We start from the raw sequence: 23108 nt of genomic DNA, 5'->3' as shown, positions 1-23108 counted from the left end.
GGCGCGCCGCCGCCGGCCCGCGCGCCATGCCCGCGCGCTTCGACGGCGCGCGCCTCGCCGGCGGGCTGCCCGGCCAGGCGGTGGCGATCGCGCTCGATCCCGCGCTGGCGCTGGTCCGCACGGTGGAGCGCCCAGCGATGGGCGAGCGCGATCTCGACCGGCTGCTCGCCTTCGATGCCGAGCGGATCATGCCCCTGCCCGCCGAGGCGATGGTGGTGGCCAGCCACATCGACCGGCGCGAGGGCTCCGCGATGCAGATCGCGGTCGCCGCGCTGCCGCTCGCCCGTGCCGAGGCGCTCGCCACCGCGGTCACCGCCGCCAGCGTCCGCCCCGCGCGCGTGCTGCTGGAGCGGCCGGAGGGCGCGATCGACTTCCTTCCGGCACTGCGCCGCGCCGGCTTCTTTGCGCAGAACCGCTCGGCCGCGCGCGGCTGGTGGGCCGCGGTGGCCTTCCTGTTCGCGCTCAACCTGGCGATGATCGTCTGGCGCGATGTCGCCCGCACCGATCGGCTGGAGGAGACGGTGGCGCAGCAGCAGCCCGCAGTGGCGATTGCGCGCGCGATGGCGAACCGGGTGCGCGGCGGCCAGAGGGTGGCGCGCGTGTCGCTCGCCCGCCGCGCCGCTTTCGATCCGCTCGGCGTGCTCGCCCGCGTCAGCACCGCTTTGCCCGCGGGTGCCTGGGTGCAGCGCTACAATTGGTATGGCGACACGCTCAAGATCGCCGGCTACCGCCCGCGAAACGCCAATGTCGTCACCGCGCTGCGCGCCGCCCCCGGCTTCGTCGAGGTGCGCAACACTTCTTCGGACACGGTGGCGGAGATCCCCGCCGGCCAGCCGTTCGACGTCACCGCACGCCTGGGCAGGACCCGCTGATGCGCCCCACCACCCAGCGCGAGAAGAAGCTCGTCGCGATCGGCCTGCTCGTCCTCGCCGTCGCGCTCGTCTGGCTGCTGGTGATCGCGCCCATCGCGTCGGGCTTCGCCGAGCGCGAGGAGCGGCGCGACCGATTGCTGCTCGAATATCAGCACAATACCCGCTCGATCGCCGCCATCCCGCGGCTGCGCCGCCAGGCCGAGCGGCAGCAGGACTCGCTCGCCCGCTTCGTGCTCGCCGCGCCCGACAGAACCGCCGCCACCCAGATCCTGCGCGAGCGGATCGAGCGGGTGGTGACGGAGGCGGGCGGCGAGTTCCTCGCCGGCGAGGATGCCGATGCACCCGCCGGCTGGGTCTCGGTCCGCGCCAATGCCCGCCTCACGCTCGATCAACTCGCCCGCGCGCTCTCCCGCCTCCAGGACGAACCGCCCTGGCTGGTGATCGACGCGCTAGACGTTTCGGCCGACCAGGCTCTGGTCAACGGCCGCCTCAATCCGATGGAAGTGTCCTTTGAAGCTCAGGTTCCGACCCGCCCTGCCCGCACGCCCCAGCCGCGCTGACGGCACGCTGCTGCCGGCGATGCTGGCGGGCGTGCTGCTGCTGGTGCTGCTGACGCAGTTCGTGCTGACCGATACGGTGCCGCTGCCCGAGGGCGGCCCGATCGGCGCGGGCGCGCTGATGCCGCGCCTTTCGGATCCGAGCCCACGCGGCGTGCCCGCCGCGGTGCTCGGCCGCCCGATCTTCGCGCCCACGGACGATGTCGTGTCGGAAGACGGCGACGAGGCAGGGGAAAGCAACGTGCTTGGCGGTGCCGCGATCGTCGGCTCGATCGGCGTCGGCCGCGCGCGCGTCGCGGTGGTCACCGAGGGCGGCCGCATCCGCCGCGTCGGCGTGGGCGGCAGCATCGCCGGCTGGCGGCTCGCCGCGATCACGCAGGAGGGCGTGGTGCTCACCCGCGGCGGCGAGCGGCTGGAACGCCCCTTCACCGCCGGCGACCTCCCCGATGCGCCGGAAGCTCCCGAGGCGCCGGCGGCGGCGTCGGACGAATCTGATCTGGAGAACCCACAATGACGCAGGTGACAGGGATGCAGCCGAAGGCGTTGCGCCATCCCGCCTTCGTCACCCCGGGCTTGACCCGGGGTCCCGCTTCTTTCCCACGCTCGAAGAATAGCGGGACCCCGGGTCAAGCCCGGGGTGACGGGCGTTGGGCGCTGGCCTCCCTCCTCGCCCTCGCCGCCTGCGCCCCCCAGCGCGCGCCGCTCCCCGTCGAGCGCCCGGTCGCGCCGGATATCGTCCAGCAGGTCGAAGGGCCCGAGCCGCAGGTGCGCAGCACCGTCGTCGGCGGCCAGGCGCCCGTGCCCGTCCCCCCCGATGCGGTCACGGTGGAGCCCAAGCGCGGCGCGATCACCGTCAACTTTCCCGCCGCGGACGTGCGCGTCGTCGCCAAGGCGGTGCTGGGCGACCTCCTCCGTGTGCCCTATTCGATCGGCTCGGGCGTGGAGGGCAACATCGCCTTCGTCACCCCCGGCCCGGTCGCGCGCTCGTCGCTGCTGGCGCTGTTCGAGACCGCGCTGCGCGGCTCCAACCTCGCTTTGGTCAAGGTCGGCGACGGCTTCGAGATCCAGACCGCCGAGACCGCCAAGGGCAGCGGCCCGATCGCGCCGGGCGCGATCGGCTATGGCAGCGAAATTCTCCAGCTCCAGTTCATCGACGCCGGGCGGCTCAAGGCGCTGCTCGACAGCGTGCTCCCCGGCGTCGCCTCGGTATCGGAGGGGACGAACGCCCTCACCATCGTCGGCACCACCGGCCAGCGGGCCAGCGCGCGCGACCTGATCCGCCAGTTCGACGTCAACTGGCTGCGCAACATGACCTTCGCGCTGTTCGTGCCCGAGCGCACCGACAGCCGGCTGATCGCGCCCGAGCTCGACAAGCTGATCAACGCCAATGACGCGCCCACCAAGGGGCTCGTCCGCATCATCCAGATGGACCGGCTGAACGGCATCCTCGCCATCTCCGCCCAGCCGCAATATATCGAGGACGTGCGCCGCTGGGTCGAGGTGCTCGACCGCGAGGGCCAGTCCGCCGAGCCGCGGCTGTTCGTCTACAAGGTGCAGAACGCCCGCGCGCGCGATCTCGCCAACACGATCAACGCCGCCTTCGGCAATCCCACCACCGCCGCCACCGGCCAGACCGGCAACACCGACCCCTTCGCCCAGAACAACGGCACCGAGGGGACGAGCGGATCGACCACCACCTCCGCGCTGCTCACCCCGCCGGCGAACGCAAACGGCTCGCCCGCGGGCACCGCGCTCGCCAATGCCGCCGCGCCGGGCGTCGCCCCGGGACAGGCGGGCGCGTCCGGCCAGCCCGGCGGTCCCAATGCCACCGGCCGGATCACCGCGGATGAGGTGAACAACGCCATCCTCGTCTATGGCACGCCGCGCCAGTTCGCGGTGATCGAGGATGCGCTGCGCCGGCTGGACGTGCGCCCGGTGCAGATCATGATCGAGGCGGCGATCACCGAGGTGACGCTGACCGACGAGCTGCGCTACGGTGTCCAGTGGAACTGGCTCACCGGAAACAGCAACTTCACGCTTACCGAGGGCCGCACCACCACGCCGACGCGCAACCTGCCCGGCTTCTCCTATTATCTCGCCGGCAACGACATCACTCTGGCGCTCAACGCGCTGGAGCAGCGCACCAACGTCAAGGTGATCTCCGCGCCCAAGGTGCTGGTGCTCAACAACCAGACCGCCGCGCTCCAGGTCGGCGATCAGGTGCCGATCACCACGGCGGCGGCATCCAACCTCAACGGCGGCACGGCCGGCAGCTCGATCGTCAACTCGATCGAATATCGCGACACCGGCGTGATCCTGAAGGTCACGCCGCGGGTCAACGCCAGCGGCCTCGTCCTGCTCGATATCTCGCAGGAGGTCAGCGATGTCGCCAACCGTTCGACGGGCACCAACGCGGAGGAACAGTCGCCCACCATCTCCACCCGGCGCGTGTCCACCTCGATCGCGGCGCAGGACGGTCAGGTGCTATCGCTCGGCGGGCTGTTCCGCAACTCGCAGAGCTTCGGCAAGAACGGCATCCCGATCCTGTCGCGCATCCCCGTGCTCGGCGCGCTGTTCGGCGATCACGGCAACACCCAGAACCGCACCGAGCTGATCGTGCTGATCAAGCCGCACGTCATCCGCTCGGTGGAGGACGGCACCGCCATTACCGAGGAACTGCGCCGCAAGCTGCGCACGCTGGAGCCGTTCAAGACCGAGGGCCGCATCCCGTGACGCGCGCGCCTCGTCATCGTGGGGGCGGGCGGGGCTATGCGCTCGTCGCCGCGGTGGCGAGCATCGCCGTGTTCGCGGCGATGGCGCTGGCCATGCTCACCGCCACCAGGGCGGCGGTGGTCACCGGCATTGCGGAGGTCGGCCAGGCGCGCGCCGCCGCCGCCGCCGATGCCGGCATCGCGCTGGCGCTGTCCGGCCTCGCCTCGGGCGATCCGTCCGATCGCTGGCCGATCGACGGCCGCACGCGCACGCTCGACTTCGCCGGCGCGCGGCTGGTGGTGCGGGTGGAGGACGAGCGCGGCAAGGTGCCGCTCAACCTGCTCGATCCCAATATGGCCACCCGCCTGCTCGAAGCCTTCGGGCTGAAAGGCGAGGCGCTGAACGTCGCGCACGATTCGCTGCTCGACTGGCTCGATGCCGATGACGAGAAGCGGCCCTATGGCGCCGAGGACGCCTTCTACGCCCCGCTCGGCTACCGCCCCCGCAACGGCGCGATGGCCAGCGTGGGCGAGCTGCGCCGCGTGCGTGGCTTCGACCGGGCGCTGGTCGCCCGCATGACGCCGGTGCTCACCGTGAACTTCGGTCGCGGCAATTTCGAACCGTCACACGCCACGCCCCAGGCGATCGAGATCATGATGGGCGACGACGGCAGCACCGAGCTCCTCGACCGCAAACGCGAGCTCGCCGGCCAGCGCACCGCGATCGACCTCACCCCCACCGCCGAGCTGATCGCCCACCCGCTGATGATCACCTCCGCCGCGACCATGCCCGATGGCGCCCGTGCGGTGCGGCGCCAGGTGGTGGAGCTCACCGGCGCAGCGGTGCGGCCGTATGTGGTGCGGAGTTACGACTGAACCTCCGACTCCGTTTGCCCTGAGGAGGGACTGAGCGCAAGCGGAGGCCCGTCTCGAAGGGCATGGCTTGAGCCTAGCCTTCCAGACGCCCTCGCTGCGCTCAGTGGCTCCTCAGGCCGAACGGGTGGAGGGGATGCCCGTCGATCTCCGCACCGCCAGCCCCGCCGGCACCACCACCGGCCCGTCCGCCACCTGCCGTCCCGCGACATCGGCGATGATCAGCTCCACCGCACGCGCGGCCACCTCGGCGATCGGCTGGGCGACCGCGGTGAGCGGGGGATGGCTGAAGCGCACCGCGGGCGTGTCGTCGAAGCTGATCAGCGACAGGTCGCGCGGCACGTCCAGCCCGCGGGCGCGCGCCACCTCCAACGTCGCCAGCGCCATCTGGTCGTTGCTGGCGATGATCGCGGTGGGCGGACTGCCCAGCGAGAGCAGCGCGTCGGCGGCGGCCTCGCCCGAGGCGTGGCTGAAGTCGCCCTCCGCCAGCAGGTCCGCCGCATCGCAGCCCGCCGCTGCCATCGCGCGTCGCCAGCCGTCCACGCGCCACGCGCTCAGTTCATATTCCGCCGGCCCCGCGATGAAGCCGATCCGCCGGTGGCCAAGACCGAGGAGATGCCCCGTCGCCAGCGCCGCCGCGTCCTCGTCGCCCATGGTCAGCGCGAAGCCCGCGCCGGACGCCAGCGAGCCGATCCGTGCGAAGCTGATCCCCTGCGCGTCGAGCAGCGCCGCGATCGCCGGGTTCTGCGAGTGCGGCGGGGTCAGGATCACGCCATCGGGCTGCACCGCCGCGATCGCCGCCAGCAGTTCGCGCTCCAGATGGTCGGAATGCGTGTCGACCAGCTCCACCAGCATGCGATAGCCATGCTCGGCGCAGGTCAGCATGCCGCCCAGCAGCATCTGGTCCACCCAGTCGGTGCCCTCGCGCTTGCGCCAGTCGGCGATGGTCCGCTCGCGGTCGTTGAGCGCGAGGATCAGGTAGGAGCGCGATCCCGCCATCCTTTGCGCCGCGATCGAGGGCACATAGCCCAGCCGCGCGATCGACGCCTGCACCCGCGCCATCATCTCGGGCCGGACATTGGGCTCCTTGTTGATGACGCGGCTGACCGTCTGCAGCGACACCCCCGCATCCGCGGCGACATGCTTGATGGTGACCGCCTGCCGCCGCCGCGCCATGCCGGGTCGCTCAGGCCGCGTCGGCGCGCGGCGCGCCGCAATAGCGCGCGACATAGTCGCCGTGCGGCGGCAGCGTCGCCGCGGTACGCGCCACCTGGTCGCGCAGCACCGAGAGCAATTTGGCGAGTTCCTCGTCCGTCAGCTTGCCCGCGACCGGATGATGGCTCCGCGGCATCAGCCCCTGCCCCATCATCACCTGCACCCAGCTGTTCTCCGCGAATAATTCCTCGTTCTTGCGGAAGACGCGCGCCGTATCGCGGAACAGCGCGATCTTCTGGCTGAGCGTGTCGGGCACCGGCATCGCGGCGCACTGGCGCCAGAAGGGCGAGTCGCGCCGGTCGGTCACCTTGTAGTGCAGGATCAGGAAGTCGCGAATCTGCACCATGTCCTGCATCTGCTGATCGTTGAACTCGGCGACGTCGCTGGGGCTGATCTCGCCCGCCGGCATCATCCGGATCAGCCGCAGCACCGCGCGCTGGATCAGGTGGATGCTGGTCGCCTCCAGCGGCTCCATGAACCCGCCGGACAGGCCGATGGCGACGCAGTTGCGATGCCATTGCCGCCGCCGCGCGCCGGTGACGAAGCGCAGCTTGTTGGGCTCGGTCAGCACCGCGCCCTCGATATTGCCGAGCAGCCGTTCGAGCGCCGCATCGTGATCGAGGTAGCGGCTCGCATAGACGATGCCGTTGCCGACACGATGCTGGAGCGGAATGCGCCACTGCCAGCCCGCATCATGCGCGATCGCGCGGGTATAGGGCTCCGGCGGGCCGACGCTGGCGGTCTGAAGCGCGATCGCGCTGTCGCAGGGCAGCCAGTGCGTCCAGTCGTCGAACCCCGCATGGAGCGCGCCCTCGATCAGCAGCCCGCGAAAGCCGGTGCAGTCGAGGAACAGGTCCCCCTCCACCCGCCGGTCGCCGTCGAGCAGCAGCGCGACGATGTTTCCGCTCCCGCCGTCGAGCTCCACGTTGGTGATCCGCCCCTCGATCCGGCGCGTGCCCGCCGCCTCCGCCAGCTGGCGCAGGAAGCGGCCGTAGAGGCCCGAATCGAGCTGGTAGGCGTAGTTCAGCCGGTCGTCGGGCAGGTGCGCGAACTTGTTCTGGAACGCCGCCACCAATTCCAGGCAATAATCGTCGTAGGATTGGGTGTGCCCCCGCGTCAGGCCCTCTAGCCAGTAATGCTGGAAGCCCGCCGACCAATGGTCCTTCCCCGTCGTCCCGAAGGAGTGGAAGTAGCGGCTGCCCGGTTCCTTCCAGTTATCGAACAGGATGCCCAGCTTGAACGTCGCCTGCGTCGCCCGCATGAACTCGGCCTCGCCGATGCCGAGCAGCCGGTTGTAGTTGACCAAGGGGGGAATGGTGGACTCGCCCACCCCCACCGTGCCGATCGCGTCGGATTCGACCAGGATTACCTCGGCGGTGCGGCCCAGGGTGCGCGACAGCGCCGCCGCCGCCATCCACCCGGCCGTGCCACCCCCGGCGACGACGATCCGCCGCGGCGTCACCGGCTCAGCGCCCGCAGCAGGAAAGCGCGCATCTTCCCCGCGGTCTCGGGCGTCATCGGCGCGAGCACGCTGCGCGCGCCCTCGGGAATATGCGCGGTCACTGCGTCTCCGTTCTCGAACACATAATGGTCGAACAGCGCGCGCCAGTGCGCCTTCTCGTCCGCAGGCAGGTCGCGGATCGCCATCATCGCGTGGTTGAGTGCGTCCTGCGGCTGGCCCAGCCAGCGCGGGGTCTCGCGCCACCAGTAGTTCACCAGCACGTTGAACGACGCCAATCCCTCGACATGGTGCCACCACATCGAGGGCATGTAGAGCGCGTCCCCCGCCTCCAGCTCCGCCACCTGCGCATGCGCCAGGGCCTCGCGGAAGCGCGGATGCTTCTCGAAATCGGGCGCGTGGAAATCGACCATGCTCACCGCGCGGCCCGCTGGGGTATGGTCGACCGGCCCGAGATACAGGTTGGCGAACTGCTCGCGCGGGAAGACGGTGAAACGCCGCCGCCCCACCGCCACGCAGGCGAGGTTCTCGGGGAAATCGTTGTGCGCCGCGATGCGCGTCTGCGTGCCGATCCAGATGCTGGCGAGCGCCTGGCGGTCGCCCAGCGGCACATGGTTCGCCTCGTGCAGCCCCTCGAAATATTGCTGCATGTCGACCGAGCCGAGATAGATGGTCGGCGCTTCCGCCTGCCCCTCCACCGCATCGATCTTGGCGAAGATCTCCGGCAGCCCCGCGCGCATCACGCGGAAGTTCATGCCCATCGCGTCGTCGTAGAACAGCCGCCCGCCGGTCTCGCCCGTTCCCACCGAGACGGTGAACGGCATGTCGCGGCGATGGCGCAGCAGATACGCCCGCGCCTCGGCCGCCGAGCGTCGCCCCGCCTCGACCAGCGGCCAGTCGCTCACCAGCCCGCGCACCACGAACGGCCGGTCCGCCGCGCGCATCCGCCGGTCGAGCTCGGCCGCGTCGGCGACCGTCACCTCGGGCACGGGCGGCAGGGCGGCAAGGTCAGCCACGCAGCGCCCGGTTCCGTCGCGCCACCAGCGCATTGATCCGCCCGGTCGAGGCGACCGCCATGAAGATCGGCAGCAGATGCCCCGCCGCGTGCAGATCGCCCAGCGCCGCCGCGTCCAGCGCCGCCAGCCGCCTCTCGTCGATGATGTGATAGCCGACCAGCCGGTTGGTCGCGCCGTCGTCCAGCGTCACCTCCAGCGTGAACGGCTCCAGCAGCTCGTATCGGCGCAGCGCCGCGACGAACGGCCCGCTCGCACGCCAGCCCGCGTCCAGCGCGCCCAGCTTCTCGGCGATCCCCTCCAGGTACGGCGTCGGCATGCCGTCCACGTCGAACACGCGCATGCCTTCGCCGGCGCCGATCCGCGGCGAGCCGAGGTCGACATGCACCTGCTTGTCGCCTTGCGCGTCGGGCGCGCCGCCGATCAGGAAGGGCTGGATGTCGATCGACATCGGGATGTAGCGCGCATCCCAGCGATCGCCGGCAAGGAACAGATTCTCCCCCGTCTCGAAGCCCAGCAGCGCCACTGGCGTGAACGCGTCGCGCTCGTGGTTCAGCCGGAACAGGATCGGATACTCGTCCTGCACCCGCCGGAACTCGTCCGGCACCACCAGTGCGGTCATCACCGCATCGCCCAGCTCGGCGCCGCGCTCGGTGCGGACGCGCAACTCGCGGTGGGTGTCGCTGGTCAGGATCGCATGCGCCATCAGCCCGCGCGCTCCAGCTGCGGTGCGGCGCGCAACGCGTCGAGATAGGCGCGGTTGGTGGGCAGCCCGGCGGCGAGCGAGCGCCCGCGCCGTTCGGCATCTCGCATCTGGGTGATCACGTCGTCGGTTCCTTGGGCGCGGATCGCGCCGGCAGCCGGCCGGGGAAAGCCCATGCCGTAAAGGACATATTGGTAGCTGGCGGCGGGAAACACCTCGTCCACCATCGGGAAGTCCGCGCGGCTGGGCGGCTGGTCCCGCCACAAGGCCACCAGCTCCGTCAGCCGCGCCGGCACGCTCGCCGGATCGCGATGCGCGCGCCAGTACGGCTCTTCACGCCGGCTGAGCAGGTAATGCAGCTTGAGGAACTCGACGATCCGGTCCCAGCGATAGCGGAACAGTGCGTTGAACCGCGCCGCATGCCGGTCCATCGCCCCGCGCGTCGCCGGGAAGCCGTCGAGCAGCGCATCCAGCGACAGTTCGATGGTCACGATCGCGCTCGCCTCCAGCGGCTCCAGGAACCCCGCCGACAGGCCCACCGCGAGGCAGTTGCGCTCCCAGAAGCGCGCGCGATGCCCCGAGCGGAACGCCAGCCGCCGCGGCGCCAGCCGGTCTAGGTCGATCCCCGGCGCGGTCCGCGCCAGATAGCCACGCAGCACCGCCGCCGCGCCGTCATCGTCCATGAACCCGGACGCATAGACGCAGCCGACGCCGCGCCGCGTCGGCAGGCCGATGTCCCAGATCCAGCCCGCGTCATGCGCGGTGGCGTCGGTCTGCGAGGCGATCGGGCTGCCCGCCGCCACCGGCACCTGCACCGCCAGCGCGCGATCATTGAACAGCACGTCGGACCGGTCGAGGAACGGCACGTCATATTCGCCGCCGATCAGCAGCGCGGCATGGCCAGTGCAGTCGAGGAACAGGTCGCCCGCGATCGGGCCCGACTCCCGCGTGCGCACCGCGGCGATGTCGCCATCCTCGGCGCGCTCCACCGCGACGACATGGTCGCGGACCAGTCGCACGCCCAGCCGCTCGGTGGCGTGGCGCATCAGCAGCGCGGCAAGCTTCGCCGCATCGAGGTGATAAGCGTAATTGAGCGCGCCGGCGTAGTCGCCCATCGCGCGCTGTCGCGGCGCCAAGTCGAGCGCGCACACCCGCGCCTGCGCGCCCACCGACTCGGCGAACGGCCGCGCACCCTCCCAGGCGGCAAGCAACGCGCGCGCATCGCCGTCGACCGGTGCGGTGAACGGGTGGAGATAGGCGTCGCCTGCCGCCCCGGTCGCCCAGCCGAGGAACCGCGAGCCCTGCTTGAACGAGGCGTCGCAGGCGGTGAGGAACTCGGCCTCGCCAATGCCGATCCGCGCCAGCGTGTGGCGGATCGTCGGCCAGGTCCCCTCGCCGACACCGATGGTCGGCACGTCGGGCGATTCGACCAGCGTCACGCTCAGCGCGCCCGGCGTCGCCGCCGCCGCGATCCGGCAGGCGGCGAGCCACCCGGCGGTGCCGCCGCCGACGATCACGACATGGGAGACTGGCGCATCCATCCCGGGCAAACTCCTGACCGGCTTCGTGCCCGGCTAGGGCAGGAAAAGCCACCCTCTGACGAAGGCTGCTTTCCCTGCCCCGATCCGGTGCTGTCCGGCCGGATCAGAAGTTGAAGCGCATGCCGCCCATGTAGCGGGCGTAACCCGGCACCACCGCTACCGCAAAGTCCTCGGAGCGACGATGCAGCCGCCGCGACGATCCCGTCAGGTTGATCGCCTCGACGAATGCGGTCAGCCCCTTGATGAATTCATAGCTGATCGTGGCGTCCACCTGCCCATAGGCTTCGGTATAGACCGGATCGAACCCGTTGAAGCCGCCATTGAGGAACTTGTCGCGCCAGTTGTACGCGACACGCGCCTGGAGGCCATATTTGTCGAAATACAGCACCGCATTCGCGCTATCGCTGAGGCCGGTAATCGCGAACTGCGAGGTGGCCGGGTCCAGCGCATTGTTCACCGTCGCGTCGCCATCAACGATGGTATAGTTCAGCAGCGTTCCGAAGCCGGTCTCCCAGAACCGATGCTGGATCGCGAATTCCCAGCCGTGGATCTTGGCGGTCTGGTCGCTGTTGAACGGCTGGTTGACCTGGAAGTTGAACAGGTCGTCTTCCGGCAGGCCGAAGATGTTGCCGGTGAGATACTCGACGCCGCCGACCTGCGTCACGCCGGTGACCTGCGACGATTCCGGGAAGTTGCGCAGGATATAGTCACGGATCTGCACCGCATCGGTATTCCCCAGCGCGGCTGCCGCCGCCCGATAGCGGGGCCCCGAAGCCGGATTGCGCAGGCCGAACGCCGACTGGTCGATCTGAGTCGTGCCGATGTAGTTCTCGACGTCCTTGTGGAAGAAGCCGACCGAGATGTAGCTCTCGCGATTGTAATACCATTCGGCCGAGAGATCGATGTTCTTCGACTTGTACGGCACCAGGTTCGGGTTCCCGTTGGTGCCGGTGCCGCCGCCGATGCGCGGGTTGTTCGCCAGCTCCAGCCCGCCCTGAAGGCTGCCGTAGTCGGCGCGGGTGATCGTGTGGCTGTACGATGCGCGCAGCTTGACGTTGCGGATCGGCTCCACGTCGAAGTCGATCGCCGGCAGCCAGTTGTCGTAGGAGCCCTTCGAGGTGATGAAGGAGCTGTTCTGCGCCAGGATCAGCGCGAACTCGTTCGCGCCGGTCCATTGCGTGCCGGTCGGGATCGGCACCAGCGCGGTCGAGCTCACGTCCGTCGAGTCATAGCGGACGCCGGCGATGATGTGCGCCGGCCCGGCAAGCAGGTCGAACTTGGTGTTGAACTGGACGTAGGGCGAGATCGTCTTCTCGCGGATGCGACGATCCGTGGTGAAGTTGGCAAGGCAGGTGCCCGCCTCCGGCAGGTTGCCGTTCCCCGGATTGGAGCAGATGTCGTACCGATCGCGCAGGAAATCGGCCATGCGCTCGAAGTTGAACATGTAGATCTGCTGCGGGATACCCGAGCCGTCGAACTTGTCGCTCAGGTTGACCAGCTTGAAGAAATCGTCCGGCACGGCGGCCGCGCCGGCCGCGCCTCCGGCCGGATCGACGCCGCCCCAGGTCTCGTTCTGGATGAAACCATAGGCCGAGCGGACCTTGTTGTCGGTGTAGGCAAAGCCGAAGTCGATCGAATCGAGGAACGCGCCCTCGTGATCGTAATGACCCTTCAGCTGGACCTGGTTGATCTCGTCCTTGAAATAGGCGTTGCGAAACGCGTTGCCGGTGGGCGTGATCGCCGATGCATCCAACGCGTCGACACCCGGATACATGTTGTAGGAGATGACCGGGCTGTAGTTGCGGAAGTCGATCGTCTGGTTCTGGACGCCGAAGATCGCGCTGCCTATCGAGGTGCTGGTGCCGTATTCGTTGGTCGGTTTGGACTCGGCGGTCGAATGATGCGCGTCGAGCGACACGGTCATGCCGCCCGGACCTTCCCAGTTCAGGTTGAAGCCGAGCGACTTGTTCTCGGTCTTGTTGGCGGTCAGCGCGCTGCTGTAGGACAGGTCCTTGCCGGGCCCGAACGCCTCGCTGTAGAAGACCGGGCCGGCGACGGGGCCATCGGTCCACTCGCTGGAGGTGTCGCCGAAGTTGAACCAGATGCCGGCGCTGCTGTCGCGCACTTCCACCTTGTTGCTCGAATAGGTGAAGTCGACGGTCGCGGTCAGCGTGTCGAACGGCCGGACCTGCAACACGGCCTGGCCGTTGATGCGCTCGCGATCGATGTCGATCACATCATAAGCCGCGTTCTGCGGAACCTCATACACGTCGTCGCCGGTGGGGCGATTCACTTGCGCCGCATTGTTCGGCAGCGTGCCCCAGTTGTTCTCGGAGCCCAGGAAGGCATCGCGATAGCCGACGTTGATCGTGTTGCTGGCGGCTTTGCGGCGCTGGTAGATGCCGTTGACCATGATGCCGATGCGGTCGTCGGCGAAGGTGGTCGAGAAGATGCCCGACACTTCGGGCGTGATCTCGTTCTTGCCGTTCTGCGACGTGTCGATCACGCCCTTGGCGGCAAGGCTGCCCCGCATGCCTGGCTTGTCGAGGGGGCGCGGGGTGCGGATGTTGATGCTGGAGCCGATGCCGCCCGAGGGCACCGCGGCGCGTCCGGTCTTGTACACTTCCACCGCGGAGACGCCTTCGGAGGCGAGATTGGCGAAATCGAACGAGCGCGACGCCGGTGCGCTGGCGCCGTCGCCCAGCGTCGCGGTCGGCATCTGGCGGCCGTTCAGCGTGACAAGGTTATACTCGGGGCCGAAGCCGCGGACGGTGACGAACGAACCCTCGCCGTTGGAGCGGTCGATCGACACGCCGGTGATACGCTGGAGCGATTCGGCCAGGTTGGTGTCGGGGAACTTGCCGATGTCCTCGGCCGAGATCGCGTCCACCACGCCCTGCGCGTTGCGCTTGATATCGATGGTCTCGCGCAACGATGCGCGGATGCCGGTGACGACGATGTCCTCGCTCGCCTCCGAAGGATCGTCGCTCACCGGCGCGGGCGCCGTTTCGGACGGCCCGGGATTGCCGACGGTGGCGGCGGCGTCCTGCGCCCACGCGGCGGCGGGCATGCCCGCGACCGTGAGTGCCGACACCGAGACGAACAGACGCGAAATGGAGCGAGCTTTGAAGCTGCGCATCGGATAACCTCCCCCTGACACCCCGCGCGGTCCATCCCGCGCTGTCATTGGGAACGTTCACTTCTCGCTTTGTCCCTTTCTGTCAAGCAGCTTGTCCGCGCGGACATCAAGATTGTGAACGTTCCCAGAATGTGCTGTTAGGATTGTCGGCCCGCTGTTGCCGGAAGGCATCAGGTGGCGCATCGACCAACGGGCGAGGGCATCGCCAGCATGGAGGGGACATGATCGGACGGATTTCTGCGGTGCTTGCCGGCGCCTCGCTGATGGCGATGGCGACGCCGCTCGCCGCCCAGCCCGCTCCCGGCAGCGACGCCCGCGCCCGCGCCACGGCGATCGTCGGCAAGATGACTCTCGACGAGAAGATCGCGCTGGTCCACGGCCTGTTCCCGCCGATGACCAAGGTGAAGCCGGCCAACCCGCTGGTTCCCTCCGCCGGCCATATCGAAGGCATTCCGCGCTTGGGCGTGCCTTTGGTCCGGGAAAGCGACGCCTCGCTCGGCGTCGCCAATCAGGTCGAGCAGCGCCGCGGCGACGTCGCCACCGCGCTTCCCTCCAGCCTTGCCACCGCCGCCAGCTTCTCGCCCGAGATCGCGCGCGCGGGCGGCGCGATGATCGGCGCGGAGGCGCGCGCCAAGCGCTTTAACGTGCTGCTCGCCGGCGGCGTCAACCTCACCCGCGATCCCTGGAACGGCCGCAACTTCGAATATCTCGGCGAGGACCCCCTGCTCGCCGGCGAACTGGGCGGCGCGCATATCGCCGGCGTCCAGTCGGCGAAGATCGTCTCCACGATCAAGCATTTCGCGCTCAACAGCCAGGAGACCGGCCGCACCATCCTCGACGCGCGCATCGACGAGGCGGCTTTGCGGATGAGCGACCTGCTCGCCTTCCAGATCGCGATCGAGAAGGGCCGCCCTGCTTCCGTCATGTGCGCCTACAACAAGGTCAATGGCGACTGGGCGTGCGAGAATGACTTCCTCCTGAACAAGGTGCTCAAGGGCGACTGGGGCTATCCCGGCTGGGTGATGAGCGACTGGGGCGCGGTCCATTCCACCGTCAAGGCCGCCAATGCCGGGCTCGACCAGCAGTCGGGCCAGGAGCTCGACAAGGCGCTCTATTTCGCCGAGCCGCTCAAGGCGGCGGTACAGAAGGGCGCGGTGCCGCAGGCGCGGCTCGACGACATGGTCACCCGCTACCTCACCGGGCTGATCGCGACCGGCGCCTATGACGCCCCCGTCGCCGCCGAGCCCGTCACCCCCGATTACGCCGCCAATGCCCAGGTCGCGCAGCGGGCGGCGGAGGCCGGGATCGTGCTGCTCAAGAACGAGGGCGACCTGCTCCCCGTCGCCGCGACCGCGAAGAAGATCGTCGTGATCGGCGGCGCGGCGGACCTCGGCGTGCTTTCGGGCGGCGGCTCCAGCCAGGTCCGCTCGGTCGGCGGCGTGCCGATCGAGATCCCGCTGGCCAGCGGCGCCGCCGCTTCCTTCGTGCGCATCACCTATCATTCCTCCTCGCCGCTCGCCGCGCTGAAGGCGGCGCTGCCGCAGGCTGAAGTGACCTTCGTCGACGGCCGCAACCTCAACGCCACGCTGGACGCGGCGCGCGCCGCCGACCTCGCCATCGTCTTCGCGACGCAATGGACCACCGAGGCGGAGGACGTGCCCGACATTCGGCTGCCGCACCATCAGGATGCGCTGATCGCCAAAATCGCCGCCGTTCAGCCGAAGACCGCGGTGGTGCTGGAAACCGGCGGCCCGGTGCTGATGCCCTGGCTCGACAAGGTGCCCACGGTGATCGAGGCCTGGTATCCCGGCCAGCGCGGCGGCGAGGCGATCGCCAACATCCTCACCGGCAAGGTCAATCCCTCCGGCCGCCTGCCGATCACCTTCCCCGCCAACGCCGGCCAGCCGCCCCGGCCCGCGCCGGTCGGTCTCGACAGGCTGTCCGCGGCGGAAGCGCAGGCCGCCGCCGACCCGGCCTCCGCGACGGACGCACCGGTTGCCGGCTTTCCGGTCGATTATGTCGAGGGCGCCGACGTCGGCTACCGCTGGTATGAGAAGAAGGGCGCCAGGCCCGCCTTCCCGTTCGGCCATGGCCTCAGCTACACCCGCTTCGCCTATCGCAACGCCAAGGTGACCGGCGGCAAGGCGCTCACCGTCGCGCTCGACGTGGTGAACACCGGCAAGGTGGCGGGCGCCGCGGTGCCGCAGGTCTATGTCGCGCGTGACGGAAGCGCCGCGCCGATGCGCCTCGCCGCCTTCCAGCGGGTCGAACTCAAGCCCGGCGAGTCGCGCCGCATCACGCTCACCGCCGAGCCGCGGGTGATCGCCGATTACGACACCGCGCTGCCCGGATGGCGGATCGCGCCCGGCCGCTACCGCGTGGCGGTGGCGAACGACGCGGCGGACCGCTCGATGGTCTCCACCGTCACGCTGGCGGGATCGACCATGAAGCCCTGATTGCCCCCGGTCCGATTGCTTGGGGCGCGTGGTGGCCGCATGATGGTGGCTTGACTGCCGATCGCCCCGCCGAGCGCCGCAGCGCGCGCTTCCTCGCCATCCTCGCGCTGGCGCATGCCGGCGGGGTGATTGCGTACCTGCCGCTGCTCTCGCTGCTGCTGCCGATCAAGATCGGCGGGATCGCGGGCGAGGCGCGGATCGGCGTGTTCACCGCCACGGTGATCGCCGGCGCGCTCGCCGCCAGCACGTCCAACATCCTGTTCGGCTCGCTCAGCGACCGCGCGGTGGAACAAGGTCGCGGGCGGCGGCGGGTGATGGCGGCGGGCGCGCTGGCAACGGCCGTGGCCTACGCCGGCGTGGTCGCCGCCACCACCGCGCCCGCGATCATTCTCGCGATCGTCCTCTTCCAGGTGGCGGTGAACGCCCTCCTCGCCCCCCTGTTCGCGATCATGGCGGACGAGGTGCCGGACGCGCAGAAGGGGCTGCTCGGCGGCCTGCTCGCCCTCGCCAACCCGTTCGCCTCGGCGGTGTCCGCTCTGCTGGTCGCCGAGGCGTGGGGAGAGGGACCGCGACTGGCCATCGTCGCCGTGGTCATGGCGGCCGCGATCACCCCGCTGTTCCTCGTCACCGCTCGCCCGGTCGCGGTGGTGGTCGCCACCGCGCCGCCGCCCCCGCGCGACCTGCTGGTCGCCTGGGGCGCCCGCCTGCTCGTCCAGGTCGCCGGCAACGTCCTGTCGCTCTACCTGCTCTATTATTTCGAAAGCGTCGCGCCCGGCACCGCGCCTAGCAAGATGGCGCCGCGCATCGGCCACCTGCTCACTCTCGCTTATGCGCTGCCGCTGCCGGTAGCGCTCGTCGTCGGCCGCCTGTCGGACCGGATCGGCCGCCGCAAGCCGTTCCTGCTCGCCGCGGCGGCGGTGGCGGCGGCGGGGCTGCTCGGCATGGCCGCGGCGGCGGACTGGCGCGGCGGTGCCGCCGCCTTCATCCTCTATGCGGTCGGCTCGTCGGTGTTCCTGACGCTGCACGCGGGCTTTGCGATGCAGCTGCTGCCCGATCCCGCCCACCGCGGCCGCGACCTCGGCCTGCTCAACCTCACGAATACACTTCCCGCCCTCGCCGGCCCCGCCCTCACCTGGTGGCTGGCGACCCCGCAGGATTTCGGCACGGTGATGCTCGCCCTCGCCGCCCTCACGGCCCTGGGCGGCCTCGCCATGCTCGGCGTCCGCGGGCGGCGGTAGGACGGCCGAAATCCTCCCCTGCAAGGGGAGGTCGCAGCCCGCAGGGCTGACGGAGGGGTGTCGCCCGGCCGCATCGGAGCGAACCCTCACCAGCGGGGATACCCCTCCACCGCCCGCCGGGCGGTCCCCCTCCCCTTTCAGGGGCGGATCTTGGCGCGCCGCTACTTTCCCGCCCAATACCGCACGTAATCCACGCTCATCCGTTGCGGGAACACCGCATCGTCGATCCCCTTCTGCCCGCCCCAGTCGCCGCCCACCGCGAGGTTCAGGATCAGGTCGAACGGCCGCGTGAACGGCCAGGCCGCCGCGCCGCTGCCGTCGTTCGCCACCCGCATATGGCCCCGCCCGTCCACCCCGATCGTGATCGAGTCCGGTCGCCAATCGAGCTGATAGGAATGGAAGGCGGTGCACGCGCTCGGCACCGTCACCTGCGCGCCGCGCTGCGTGCCCTTGGCGTGGTTGTAGGCGCCCGAATGCAAAGTCGCATGGATCACGTTGGCGTTCCACCCGACCATCTCCATGATGTCGATCTCGCCATTGTCGGGCCAGGTGCCGTCAGGCGCCAGCATCCAGATCGCCGGCCACGCCCCGCGCCCGCATGGCAGCTTGGCACGCACCTCGTAGAAGCCGTAGCCGAGCGGCCTCCGGCTGACGAGCTTGCCCGAGGCATAATCCTGCCCGCCATGATCCGCCCGGTCCGAAAGCCGCTCGCGCCGCGCCTCGATCACCAGCGCGCCGCGCTCCACCCGCACGTTCTCGCGACGGTTGGCGGCATAATATTGCTTCTCGTTGTTGTACCAGCCCGCCTTGTTGCGGCTGGTGTCATACCGCCACTTGGCCGTGTCCACGCCGCGGCGATCGAACTCGTCGGCGAAGCTCGGCGTCTCGGTTGGCGCCGCCATCGGGACGTCCACCTGATAATTCGCCGCACCGAGCGACGCCTGTGCAATCAGCCACCAGATCATTTCGCTGCCTCCGGATAGCGCCTGAGCGTCTGGCGGATCGCCCCCGGCTTAGCCGCCGCGCCTGCCTCGTTCACGATATGCGCGATCGTCCCCATGCCGCCGCCCAGCGAAATGGTAGTCACGCTCTCGAAGGTGACCCCCGGCACCCGCGGCGCCTCGATCGCGCTGTCCACCACGATCGACGGATCGGCGGTGAAGTTCGCATACACCCCCATCCCCACCGCGCGATGCTGCGTCACGTGATCGGCCACCTTGTACGCCGCCCAGCCGCGCGTCTCGCCCGCCATATAGGCCGCCTGGCTCGGCGGATCATAGGGCAGCTCGTTCTGGTAGAAGAAGGTCCGCCCGCGCTCGCCATTCCACACTGTGTTGTAGCGGCGGAAATGCTCCACGAAGAGGCCGTAGCAGGTCACGTCGTCGCCATTGACCACCAGCCCCTGCTCGCCCGGGCTCTCGTCCCAGCCGACATGCACGCGCCCCGCCTCGCGATCACCATGGTCGGCGCGCCAGATCCACAGGTGGTCGCCGATGACGTGGCGGCTGTTGATCTCGCAACAGGTCTCGGCCTTGCCCACTGCCGCGCCGCCGACGCGGAAGAACAGGTCGGCGAGCAGGGTCGGATTGGCGCGATGGTCGCCGCGCGACCCACGCGGCCCCACCGTCACCAGGGTCGGCGACATCTTCGCCTCGGCATCGATCAGCAGCCCCGCCAGCGTCACTCCGCTCACGTCCGCCACCTCGATCGCCGCGGTCCCCGCCTCGGCCAGCAACGTCGCGAGCCCCAGCCCCAGCACCAATGTGTTCGCGCGCGTCACCTTGAGCGGTTCGCGCAGACCGTAGATGCCCGGTGTCAGCAGCAGGTGCCGCCCCCCGGCGAGTGCCGCGTTCATATCCGCCACCGGAGTCTCCGGCCGAGCGATCAGGAAGCGGTCGAGCGGGATCGTCGTCCCCGCCGGCGTTCCCGTCCACGAGGGCCCGCGCGCATTGGCCCGCAGCGCCGGCACGAACACGCCCCAGTGCCCATCGGCACCGACATGGAGGAACGGCTTCTCGCGCACCAGCGGCACGTCCGGCAGCGTGGTATAGGGCGGTTCCGGGAACGAGGTCGCCGGCGCGCCCTCCACCCCCATGAACATCATGTTCCAGTTGGCGCCCTGCCAGCCGCCGATCGCGCTCGACCGGGTGAACCACTGCTGCTGCGTACCAGAGCGGATCGTGCCGGAGACGCGGCAATCCGCCATGAACCCGCCGCTCGACCAGCCGCCATCGTCCAGCGCCAGGTCGCCGGCGAGGTCCACCCGCCGATAGGGCGCCGCCTGCGACACCGCCCAGCGATCCGCCCCATCCGGCGGCCGCACGCCCAGATTCTCCACCGCGCGCCAGAAGTTTACCAGCGCCATGCCGTCGCGCCAGTCCGCCTCGGCATGGACATGGCCCTCGACGGTCGCATCGCCCGGCCGCAGCCCCAGCCCCGCAACCTGGGTGAAGAAGCCGACGTTGATGTCGAGCCGGTGCCGCCCCGGCATCAGCAGCACGGCATGGCGCGCATCGGTGAAATGCGCCCGCTCCTGCGCGCGGAAGATGGCGTCGAGCCGCGACTGCGCGTCCGGCGCGCCGGGATCGAGGATCAGGACGTTCGGGCCGAGATCGGGCTTGGGCGCACCCGCCGCCCGCGCCACCGCCGGCAACCCGCTCGCGGCCATCCCGGCCAGCACCATGCGCCGTGTCGGTCGCATCCGTCCTCTCCCTCTTGAACCCTCCCCGGCGAAAGCCGGGGCCCAGTTGCGGGCGGCCCGATGCTGGACCCCGGCGTTCGCCGGGGAGGTGTCGTGAACTCAAAGTCCTCTAGCGTGAACGTTCACAACCAATCAATCACCCGCAAAGGTCAGCGCACTCGCCCGCCGCTCGCGCTCGTTGACCAGCAGCGCGCGTCCCGCCGGCGCCGCCGAGCGTTGCGGGCAGTCCGCGCGAAGGCACGCCCGGCAGCCCAGCCCGATCGGCGTCGCTGCGCCGGCAAGGTCCACGCCGCGCGCCCAGGCCAGCGCCGCCGCCTCGCCCGCCCGCACCCCCAGCCCGATCGCGAACTCCGCCGCCACCCCGCCCGCGCGCTGCCCCTGCGGGGAAACCTGCCGCGCGATCGTCAGGAAACGCTCGCCGTCCTCCAGCTCGATCAGTTGGGTCACTGCCGTGCCCGGCCGGTCGAATGCATGGTGCAGCCGCCACAAGGGGCAGCGCCCTTCCGCTTCCACCAGATCGGCGCCGCTCGCCCCCGCGAACCGCTTCGACACCTGCCCCGCCCGGTCGATCCGCAGCATGAAGAACGGCAGCCCGCGCGCGCCGACCCGGCTCAATGTAGTCAGTCGGTGCGCCACCTGCTCGAATCCCGCGCCGAACCGCCGCCCGAGCAGATCGAGGTCGTATCCGCTCGCCTCGCAGGCGCGCAGGAAGCGGCCATAGGGCATCATCACCGCCGCCGCGAAATAGCCCGCCAGATGCCGCCGGAACAGCCGCTCGGCGGCGCGATCGCTGAACGCCGCACCCCGCGCCAGCGCGTCGATCTCGTCGCGCGCCTCGATCTGGGCCAGTTGGTACGCCGCTGCAAAGGTCCGCGCCGCCGGATCGAGCAGTTCGGACAGCTGCAGCTGGCGCGCATGCAGGTCCAGCCGGCGCAGCACCTCGGGCAGCACGTCCACCGGCAGGATGCGGATCGTCAGGCTGTGTCGCACTCGCAGCCGTTCGGCCAGCGCCGGATACAGGTCCGCAGAAGCCATCCGCAGTTCGTCCGCCAGCGCTTCGGCACGGGCATCCAGGTCGGCGAAGTGGTTGCGCCACCGCTCGATCTCGCGGCGCGCCAGCCGCAACGGGTCGTCCGCCACAGGCCCCGCAGCGGAAGGGGCCGCACCGATCCGATCGAACGCGCGCGCGAACGCCTCCGCCCCGCCCGGCGCCGCCGCCAGCCATTCGGCCAGTTCGTGCCGGTCGATCTCCAGGTCGGCGAACATCGGGTCGGCCAGCCTGCGCCGCATCGCCTCCGCGCCCCCGCCCGGCTCGCCTGCCGCCAGCACCCGCGGGTCGAAGCCATAGGTGTCTGCCAACCGCACCAGCAGCGCCGCGGAGACGGGGCGCTGGTTCTTCTCGATCAGCGTCAGGTAGCTCGGGCTGATCGCCAGCGTCTCCGCCATCGCCGCCTGGCTCAACCCCTGCTGCCGCCGAAGCCGCCGCACCGCATGCCCCGCCATCAGTTTGTCGCTTGCCATGTTGGAGAAACTAGCATTTGTCACAAACATGACAAGCCGACATTGGATGCCCCGCCGAACCTCACCCAATCACCCTTGATATGCGCGAAGATCGCTATTTTCCCGCCTCTCTCCGGTTAAGTCAGTCTCAGTTGTAACGCTCAACACAGGAGGCGCAGATGACCCAGACCCCGCAGCGCAGCCGCGCAGTCTTCTCCACCGAGGACTTCGGCCTGATGAAGGAGGCCGTGGCCAGCTACGTCCGCCAGATCGCCGACGACCCGCGCTCGTCGAAATTCTCGAACCTGTACCACCGCCTCGGCCGCCTCGGCTGACCGACTTTCCTGGGGAGGAAAGGTGCCCGCCGGCATGTCTCGCGCGTGTCGGCGGGCATTCCTCCCATGACGATCCTGGGGGATTCCGCATGACCTATCTCGACGCCATCGCCCGCACCGGCGACACCCTTTCGGCCCACGCCGGCTGGCACGCGATCGACGCCGAGGGCGTCGCGCGGATGCAGCTCCAGAACCGCTTCCGCACCGGGCTGGACATCGCCCGTCACACCGCCGCGATCCTGCGCCGCGACATGGCCGCCTATGATGCGGACCCGGCTGCCTACACCCAGTCGCTCGGCTGCTGGCACGGCTTCATCGCCCAGCAGAAGCTGATCAGCATCAAGAAGCATTTCGGCTGCACCAAGGGCCGCTACCTCTATCTCTCCGGCTGGATGGTCGCCGCGCTCCGCTCCGAATTCGGGCCGCTGCCCGACCAGTCGATGCACGAGAAGACCAGCGTCCCCGCGCTGATCGCGGAGCTCTACACCTTCCTCAAGCAGGCTGACGCCCGCGAACTGGGCCTCCTGTTCCGCGATCTCGACCATGCGCGCGAGGCGGGCAACGAGATCGAGGCACAGCGCCTGATCCACGCCATCGACAGCTACGAGAGCCATGTCGTGCCGGTGATCGCCGACATCGACGCGGGCTTTGGTAACGCCGAGGCGACCTATCTGCTGGCGAAGAAGATGATCGAGGCAGGCGCCTGCGCGCTCCAGATTGAGAACCAGGTGTCGGACGAAAAGCAGTGCGGCCACCAGGACGGCAAGGTCACCGTGCCGCACGAGGACTTCCTCC

The 23108-nt window shown here is 69.8% G+C and carries 17 protein-coding genes and 1 pseudogene; 9 read left to right on the top strand and 9 right to left on the bottom strand.

The window, feature by feature from the left end:
- The 5 genes from ACFDTH_RS11430 to ACFDTH_RS11410 all read left to right on the top strand — a co-directional run.
- A partial coding sequence (locus tag ACFDTH_RS11430) for a hypothetical protein (protein WP_375287653.1) occupies nt 1–872 on the top strand: 872 nt, incomplete at its 5' end.
- Nucleotides 872–1432: a type II secretion system protein GspM gene (gene gspM, locus ACFDTH_RS11425; RefSeq protein WP_375287652.1), complete on the top strand. Its 561-nt coding sequence runs from the start codon at nt 872–874 to the stop codon at nt 1430–1432. The genes ACFDTH_RS11430 and gspM, both read left to right, overlap by 1 nt.
- On the top strand, nt 1383–1943 hold the full coding sequence (locus tag ACFDTH_RS11420; protein ID WP_375287651.1) for a hypothetical protein: 561 nt from the start codon (nt 1383–1385) through the stop codon (nt 1941–1943). Before gspM ends, ACFDTH_RS11420 begins: the two co-directional genes overlap by 50 nt.
- 251 nt (nt 1944–2194) lie before the next feature.
- Nucleotides 2195–4162, top strand: a complete 1968-nt coding sequence (gene gspD, locus ACFDTH_RS11415; protein WP_375287650.1) for a type II secretion system secretin GspD — start codon at nt 2195–2197, stop codon at nt 4160–4162.
- The gene (locus tag ACFDTH_RS11410) at nt 4159–5016 is read left to right on the top strand and encodes a general secretion pathway protein GspK (protein ID WP_375287649.1); all 858 of its coding nucleotides are present in this window, start codon (nt 4159–4161) and stop codon (nt 5014–5016) included. The genes gspD and ACFDTH_RS11410 overlap by 4 nt, the downstream gene beginning before the upstream one ends.
- Nucleotides 5017–5127: 111 nt before the next feature.
- Here ACFDTH_RS11410 and ACFDTH_RS11405 read toward each other — a convergent pair whose 3' ends face one another.
- The 6 genes from ACFDTH_RS11405 to ACFDTH_RS11380 all read right to left on the bottom strand — a co-directional run bounded on the left by ACFDTH_RS11405 (nt 5128) and on the right by ACFDTH_RS11380 (nt 14083).
- A complete protein-coding gene (locus tag ACFDTH_RS11405) occupies nt 5128–6189 on the bottom strand; it encodes a LacI family DNA-binding transcriptional regulator (RefSeq protein ID WP_375287648.1) in 1062 nt (353 codons plus the stop codon).
- Nucleotides 6190–6199: 10 nt separating this feature from the next.
- Entirely contained in the window at nt 6200–7690 is a 1491-nt protein-coding gene (locus tag ACFDTH_RS11400; protein WP_375287646.1) for a tryptophan halogenase family protein, read from the bottom strand.
- A complete protein-coding gene (locus tag ACFDTH_RS11395; protein ID WP_375287645.1) occupies nt 7687–8736 on the bottom strand; it encodes a cupin-like domain-containing protein in 1050 nt (349 codons plus the stop codon). Before ACFDTH_RS11395 ends, ACFDTH_RS11400 begins: the two co-directional genes overlap by 4 nt.
- Nucleotides 8696–9406, bottom strand: a complete 711-nt coding sequence (locus ACFDTH_RS11390) for a SapC family protein (protein WP_375287644.1) — start codon at nt 9404–9406, stop codon at nt 8696–8698. The genes ACFDTH_RS11395 and ACFDTH_RS11390 overlap by 41 nt, the downstream gene beginning before the upstream one ends.
- Nucleotides 9406–10944, bottom strand: a complete 1539-nt coding sequence (locus ACFDTH_RS11385) for a tryptophan halogenase family protein (protein WP_375287643.1) — start codon at nt 10942–10944, stop codon at nt 9406–9408. The genes ACFDTH_RS11390 and ACFDTH_RS11385 overlap by 1 nt, the downstream gene beginning before the upstream one ends.
- A gap of 103 nt (nt 10945–11047) precedes the next feature.
- A complete protein-coding gene (locus ACFDTH_RS11380) occupies nt 11048–14083 on the bottom strand; it encodes a TonB-dependent receptor (RefSeq protein WP_375287642.1) in 3036 nt (1011 codons plus the stop codon).
- A gap of 221 nt (nt 14084–14304) precedes the next feature.
- Between ACFDTH_RS11380 and ACFDTH_RS11375 the strand changes: the two genes are divergently transcribed.
- Nucleotides 14305–16539 carry a glycoside hydrolase family 3 C-terminal domain-containing protein gene (locus tag ACFDTH_RS11375; RefSeq protein ID WP_375287641.1) on the top strand — a complete coding sequence of 745 codons (2235 nt, stop codon included), beginning with the start codon at nt 14305–14307 and terminating at the stop codon, nt 16537–16539.
- 50 nt (nt 16540–16589) lie between these two features.
- Nucleotides 16590–17777 carry an MFS transporter gene (locus ACFDTH_RS11370; RefSeq protein ID WP_375287640.1) on the top strand — a complete coding sequence of 396 codons (1188 nt, stop codon included), beginning with the start codon at nt 16590–16592 and terminating at the stop codon, nt 17775–17777.
- 161 nt (nt 17778–17938) lie between these two features.
- Here the strand turns inward: ACFDTH_RS11370 and ACFDTH_RS11365 are convergent, their stop codons facing one another.
- From ACFDTH_RS11365 to ACFDTH_RS11355, 3 genes are all read right to left on the bottom strand, one after another.
- Nucleotides 17939–18742: a family 16 glycosylhydrolase gene (locus ACFDTH_RS11365; protein ID WP_375287639.1), complete on the bottom strand. Its 804-nt coding sequence runs from the start codon at nt 18740–18742 to the stop codon at nt 17939–17941.
- Nucleotides 18739–20478, bottom strand: coding sequence for an adenylyl cyclase (locus tag ACFDTH_RS11360; RefSeq protein WP_375287638.1), 1740 nt, complete (start codon nt 20476–20478; stop codon nt 18739–18741). Before ACFDTH_RS11360 ends, ACFDTH_RS11365 begins: the two co-directional genes overlap by 4 nt.
- A 132-nt stretch (nt 20479–20610) precedes the next feature.
- Nucleotides 20611–21999 carry a short-chain fatty acyl-CoA regulator family protein gene (locus ACFDTH_RS11355; RefSeq protein WP_375287637.1) on the bottom strand — a complete coding sequence of 463 codons (1389 nt, stop codon included), beginning with the start codon at nt 21997–21999 and terminating at the stop codon, nt 20611–20613.
- 158 nt (nt 22000–22157) lie between these two features.
- Between ACFDTH_RS11355 and ACFDTH_RS11350 the strand changes: the two genes are divergently transcribed.
- The gene (locus ACFDTH_RS11350; RefSeq protein ID WP_375287636.1) at nt 22158–22313 is read left to right on the top strand and encodes a hypothetical protein; all 156 of its coding nucleotides are present in this window, start codon (nt 22158–22160) and stop codon (nt 22311–22313) included.
- A gap of 89 nt (nt 22314–22402) precedes the next feature.
- A pseudogene (locus ACFDTH_RS11345) lies at nt 22403–23108 on the top strand (isocitrate lyase); the annotation flags it as partial.

The organism is Sphingomonas sp. (assembly GCF_042096255.1).
Classification (GTDB): domain Bacteria; phylum Pseudomonadota; class Alphaproteobacteria; order Sphingomonadales; family Sphingomonadaceae; genus Sphingomonas.
The sequence above is the reverse complement of the archived record's forward strand: the minus strand, read 5'-3'. Positions and strand labels throughout refer to the sequence as shown.

Coding starts and splice junctions, on each gene's coding strand:
- gspM (WP_375287652.1), top strand. CDS start 872: ATGCGCCCCACCACCCAGCGCGAGAAGAAGCTCGTCGCGATCGGCCTG.
- ACFDTH_RS11405 (WP_375287648.1), bottom strand. CDS start 6,189: ATGGCGCGGCGGCGGCAGGCGGTCACCATCAAGCATGTCGCCGCGGAT.
- ACFDTH_RS11395 (WP_375287645.1), bottom strand. CDS start 8,736: ATGCGCTGGTGGCGCGACGGAACCGGGCGCTGCGTGGCTGACCTTGCC.
- ACFDTH_RS11390 (WP_375287644.1), bottom strand. CDS start 9,406: ATGGCGCATGCGATCCTGACCAGCGACACCCACCGCGAGTTGCGCGTC.
- ACFDTH_RS11385 (WP_375287643.1), bottom strand. CDS start 10,944: ATGGATGCGCCAGTCTCCCATGTCGTGATCGTCGGCGGCGGCACCGCC.
- ACFDTH_RS11380 (WP_375287642.1), bottom strand. CDS start 14,083: ATGCGCAGCTTCAAAGCTCGCTCCATTTCGCGTCTGTTCGTCTCGGTG.
- ACFDTH_RS11375 (WP_375287641.1), top strand. CDS start 14,305: ATGATCGGACGGATTTCTGCGGTGCTTGCCGGCGCCTCGCTGATGGCG.
- ACFDTH_RS11365 (WP_375287639.1), bottom strand. CDS start 18,742: ATGATCTGGTGGCTGATTGCACAGGCGTCGCTCGGTGCGGCGAATTAT.
- ACFDTH_RS11360 (WP_375287638.1), bottom strand. CDS start 20,478: ATGCGACCGACACGGCGCATGGTGCTGGCCGGGATGGCCGCGAGCGGG.
- ACFDTH_RS11355 (WP_375287637.1), bottom strand. CDS start 21,999: ATGGCAAGCGACAAACTGATGGCGGGGCATGCGGTGCGGCGGCTTCGG.
- ACFDTH_RS11350 (WP_375287636.1), top strand. CDS start 22,158: ATGACCCAGACCCCGCAGCGCAGCCGCGCAGTCTTCTCCACCGAGGAC.